The sequence below is a fragment of the Selenomonas sp. oral taxon 126 genome, assembly GCF_001683335.1.
Taxonomy (GTDB): domain Bacteria; phylum Bacillota; class Negativicutes; order Selenomonadales; family Selenomonadaceae; genus Centipeda.
In genome coordinates this window covers 203,668-209,029 of sequence record NZ_CP016201.1, presented here as the reverse complement: position 1 = coordinate 209,029, position 5,362 = coordinate 203,668, and the positions used below count along the sequence as shown (strand labels likewise).

Annotated in this window: 3 protein-coding genes; all 3 read left to right on the top strand. The window is 39.1% G+C overall.

Translation table 11 applies throughout. The annotated features are described in order from the left end of the window. A partial coding sequence (locus AXF19_RS15935) for an acyltransferase family protein (protein ID WP_172837341.1) occupies nucleotides 1-711 on the top strand: 711 nt, incomplete at its 5' end. Nucleotides 712-800: 89 nt separating this feature from the next. Next, the gene (locus AXF19_RS00840) at nucleotides 801-2,120 is read left to right on the top strand and encodes a sugar phosphate nucleotidyltransferase (protein ID WP_066843771.1); all 1,320 of its coding nucleotides are present in this window, start codon (nucleotides 801-803) and stop codon (nucleotides 2,118-2,120) included. Between the two features lie 324 nt (nucleotides 2,121-2,444). Next, a partial coding sequence (locus AXF19_RS00835) for an AlbA family DNA-binding domain-containing protein (RefSeq protein WP_172837340.1) occupies nucleotides 2,445-5,362 on the top strand: 2,918 nt, incomplete at its 3' end.

Below are 5,362 nucleotides of genomic sequence, written 5' to 3'. Positions count from 1 at the left end.
CTTCCGATCAAAGGAAACGCCTACTGGTTTGCTACTATGTATATAGGGGTGTACTTGTTACATCCGTATATTAACCGTATGCTCAAGGGCTTAAATAGTTTTGATGCAAAAAAGCTAATAGGAATTCTGATAATCCTTTTTTCTATATATTCGTTTATTGGTGATGTATATCAGGTACACTCGGGTTTTTCTCTCGTATGGTTTATTGTTGTATATTTGATAGGTGGATATATTAGATTGTTTCAAAGAGAGGATAAAGGCATGACGATGTATATATATATATATATATTGTCATGCTTGTTCATGTTTCTCTCGTTCATGTTTTTATTGAAGTTTATTTCGTGGGAATCCCCATCGTACGATATATTATCAATCTTTTATAAATACAACTCCCCAATTAACTTAATTGCGTCGGTTTCTTTTTTCCTTTTCTTTATCAAGGTTAATATTTTTTCTAATAAATATGCTTTGTGGATTCGTTTTTTTGCACCCTTGACGTTTGGCGTATATTTAATCCATGATAATATCTTTGTGAGAGAACATTTGTGGCATCAATGGCTTCAGACTCCCGTATACTATAATAGCCCTTTTTATGCCATCCATTGGGGGATTAGCGTTATAACTGTCTTTCTTATATGTGCATTGATTGAATGGGGGAGAAGAAAGTTTACAGATCTTTTGATTGCATTGATTCGTAGATTATGTAACTAACTCAAACTTTGCAAATCAAAAGATCGAAATTTCAGTTCAAGATAATTTCAAAAATTTATGGTAGCCATGATAAAGAAGGGGGGGATAATATGCAGATAGTATTACTTTCAGGTGGGGCAGGCAAACGCCTGTGGCCGTTGTCCAATGAACTATACTCAAAACAATTTCTGCGCCTTTTGCCATTGGAAGATGGATCACGCGAATCAATGATTCAGCGTGTTTGTCGTCAGGTACGGAGTGCTGCTCCGGATGTTCCTATTACGGTTGCGACGGCGCAAGAGCAAACATCCCTGATTCGGCGTCAGCTTGGCACGGGTGTCAATATCTCCATCGAGCCATGCAGGCGGGATACGTTTCCGGCGATTGCGCTGGTTTCTGCATATTTACACGAGGTGAGTGGTGTTCCTCTCGATGAGGCAGTGGCGATTTGTCCTGCTGATCCCTATGTCGATGAGGGCTATTTTCATGCGGTGCTTCAACTGCTCAAGGAGGCTGAACAAGAGGGGGCGGCAAATCTTGTGCTGATGGGGGTTGAGCCGACCTATCCGAGTGAGAAGTATGGCTATATTATGCCTCTTTCTCAGGAAAAACAAAGTAAGGTACAGGCGTTTAAAGAAAAACCGGATAAAGAAACCGCTGAGAAATATATTGCGCAGGGGGCGCTGTGGAACAGCGGTGTTTTTGCATTCAAGCTGGGCTATGCTCTTGATAAAGCCCGTGAACTGCTTGACTATACGGACTATGAGGATTTGTTCAATCGCTATGAGGAGTTGACCAGAATCAGCTTTGATTATGCAGTCGTTGAAAAGGAATCCAGTATTGTTGTGCAGCGTTATAGTGGTACATGGCTTGATATTGGGACGTGGAATACGCTTGCCGAAGTGATGCCGGAGAACACGATCGGGCGTGTTATGCTGGATGAGACCTGCACGAATGTTCATGTCGTAAATACGCTCCCCATGCCGATCCTTTGCATGGGGCTGAAGAATGTTGTGGTTGCAGCGAGCCCTGAGGGCATCCTCATTGCAGACAAGAAACGTTCGAGTGCAATGAAACCGTACGCGGAACGTCTGCATACGCCTGTGATGTATGCAGAAAAATCATGGGGCGAGTTCCGTATCATTGACGCAGAAACAGAAAGTCTAACGATCAAGATTACACTCAGTCCTGGGCGCGCGCTTACCTATCATTTGCACGAGCGCCGCGATGAAACGTGGACAGTGATCGAGGGGCGCGGCTGGGTGAAGCTCGATGGCAATGAGTTTGCAGTGGCCGAGGGGCAGACAGTGCGTATCCCGAGGGGGGCTTTCCATACGATACGCGCGGAGACACTGCTGAAGGTGATGGAGATCCAGACGGGGGAGGATATCGATGCGGAGGATAAGATTGTGTGGTCGCAGTCTCTTTAGCTAGTGCTCCAAATATAACACACCAGAGGTGGTGGAGGCATAAATATCATCAAGGTTTGAAAAAGGGGATCTTGATGCTATCTGTGCTCATGAGGGACGCGAAGACGGAGAAGATGCGACGAGGAAGATGCTTGAAGTGAGAAGCCGCAGAAATGGTAGGCATTTGCAGTGTGAAGAAGACGGCTGATGTGGCAACACCTGAGAAAATATTGTATTAGCTCGTGCTATTTTATTGGAAAACGTATCTTCTAAGATTACAGTTGCTTGTTTACCTGCGAAGTTTGAGTTGCTTGAGATATTATTGCAAGAGGAGGATAAAATCTCATGAATCACACAATGAGCAATGAACGTATGGAAAAACTGCTTTCCAGCACAGAAACATCTATTTGTGATTTTAAGCAGCAGATATATGCTATGGATGAAGAACGTGGTCGCATCAGTTTCTTAAAGGATATTTTGTGCATGGCAAATACAGTTCGCGAGGAATCTGCATATATTGTAATTGGAGTACAGCAGCAAGATGGATACAATTATTTTCAAAATGTGGATACCTCTGTGGATGAAAATAGTTTCTTAACATTCCTAAAGTCAAATATAGGTCCTAGACTTCCTATCTTTTCATATTATCATTTTAGGTATAAGAAATATATCTTGGGTATTATTGAAGTCGGCGTTGGCACAGAGGGACCCTATTACTCTATGAAAGATTATGGAGATAAAATTAAGAAGGATACTATTTATTGTCGGTATTCTTCCAGTAACCATGAGGCTGATGAGCGGGATATCGTAGAAATTACTGAATGGATGAATAATTCCTCGCAAGATAAATATAGTGTTCTTTTCAGTGATTTGGAAAAATTTGATGTAGATAGGTATAATTATGTACTCTTTTGGGGAAATGATAGCCAGAAAATAGATGAGTCTAAGTATGCTTTATTGGGAAAAATTAACTGGAGCTTGATTGTTGATATGCAGCGGGGCTCGGAAACTAATGAATTTTACCATCATATTCATCATAGTATGGATAAGAAGATCTCTGTTCATACACTTACTTCCGATGAATATCGCGTACAAACTTTTTCAGAAGGAAAAACATTGCTTTGGTTTTTGGCTGGCGCTGAAAAAAATAAAAACGATATTTCGGTCACTGCGCGTGAATGGAGAAAAGAATATTTCCGCAAGGTTGAATCAGTTCTTTCGTATATAAATCAGAATGCACAAAAGCCTCTTATTTATGTTTCTTTATTGATGGATGATGAATTTTCTATTATTGTCGATTGTGTTGTAGGAGCTCATGAAGATAATCCTCTGTTTGGAAAATATATTACCATTCAATGGACGAGTGAGTTCGACAGAAGTGAAGAAAACGGGTATATCAGAGCACAAGGAACTTTGCACGGAATTTTTTCTGTATTTCATTTGTTTGATAAATATGAACCCCGGGATATGGATGAAATGTATAGATTGCCCACTAGTACAGGTGTAATGAAGGAAATCAATCGCAGAAGTTGGATTGATGAGGAATTAGAACCATTATATGAAAAAATTTCTTTTGATAATCGAAGTGTAGGAATTGATGAGGAAAATAAATTCTTTTGTGGTGGTGTAATTCCTTGGAATAGGATGAACCCCTGTATTGCTGTAAAAAGAGGAAAATATGACGAGTTGGTAGAGGCAATAACAAACCGATTGTCACCCAAAAATAATCGAGCCAATATGATTCGCTTTGAATACCAAGCAGGAGCTGGAGCAACAACGATAGCGCGTATGCTGGCTTGGCATTTTCACGATAAATGCCCTGTGGTTGTTCTTCATAAATACTCAACAGGCACCGTTGAACGCCTGAAGTCTATTTATACAGACACAGAAAAATCCCCCATGCTTCTTGTCATTGACCAAATCAATATCGATGAGCAGATTGTTGAGGACTTGAAACAGGCTCTTCAAGTGGAACAAGTACAGGTGCTGATTCTATTTGTAAAGAGGTATTTATATTCGTATAACAAAGAAAATAATTCAAATTCCTATTATTTACCAGAAAATTTAGATAGAAGTGAAAAAGAGGCTTTTGGACATCTTTATATGGATCGTCTTAGTAAGCTTGATATAGACTCATATGAAAAAACACAACGACGTAATGCGTTGTGTCTAATGAGCATGGATAAAAACACATCTCAAACGCCCTTTTTATATGCATTAACTACTTATGAGTCAAACTTTATTAAACTGGATGATTATGTTGCAAGCCATTTGTCCAAATTGGATGAGTATCAAGAAAAAGTCTTTCGACTTTTGTCTGTGGTACAAGTGTATGCAGGATGCGAAGTGCCTTTATTTGCTTTGCCAAGTGAATCGGCAGGATGTGTTGGTCGAATGAAGCTGGAGAATCGTTTCACAGGGGATCAAAAGACCTTGTTGATATTTTCTTCAGTGGGGGTTAGAATCATTCACCATTGTGTTGCTCAGGTTGTCCTACAATATATATGTAGCTTGCATATGAAAAATAAATCAGGCTGGAAGAATAACTTGAAAGAATCCTTGTTAAAAACTATTCAAGATTTTCTACCATATCACGAACATGCCAGTATTCATGATATCCTACAAAAAATTTTTTTCCAGCAAACAGATAGTAAAATCAAGAGAGTTCACTTTGCAGATGCCATCGAAGACTTAGGCACTCCCGAAGAAAAGGGGGCAATATTTGCGTGTTTGTGCGATTCGTTTCCATATGATCCATATGTATATAGCAATAGAGCGAGATATTATCATTTCTTGGTTGAAGATGAAGAACTTGCTTTGGCAGAAATAAATCGTGCAATAGACTTGAAAGAAGATTACACCTTCTTTCATATCAAGGGAAATATCCTGACAAGAAGGTTTTTGATTTCTATAAAAAATAATGCTGAAGAAATAAGAAAAAACATAGTTTTCTTTATCGATGAAGTAACTGCCGCAAAGAAACAAGTTTTTTCAGCATATGATAAATCTATAGAGCTTAAATATAACAATACCTATGCATATACGGATAAAATCAGGTTTTGTGTAAGCGTTATAAAGAATATAAGACATACGGTATATCAAGATAAAACAACGACAGACTTTCTTAAGTATGAGAAGTTTTATTGGTATATGGAAATGATGGATGATATTCAAAATATATTGGATAACATGCAATCACTTCAAGAATATGCTGGTATTGATTTTGGATCAGATTTGGAAATGTATCGCAATCAGCTGATGGA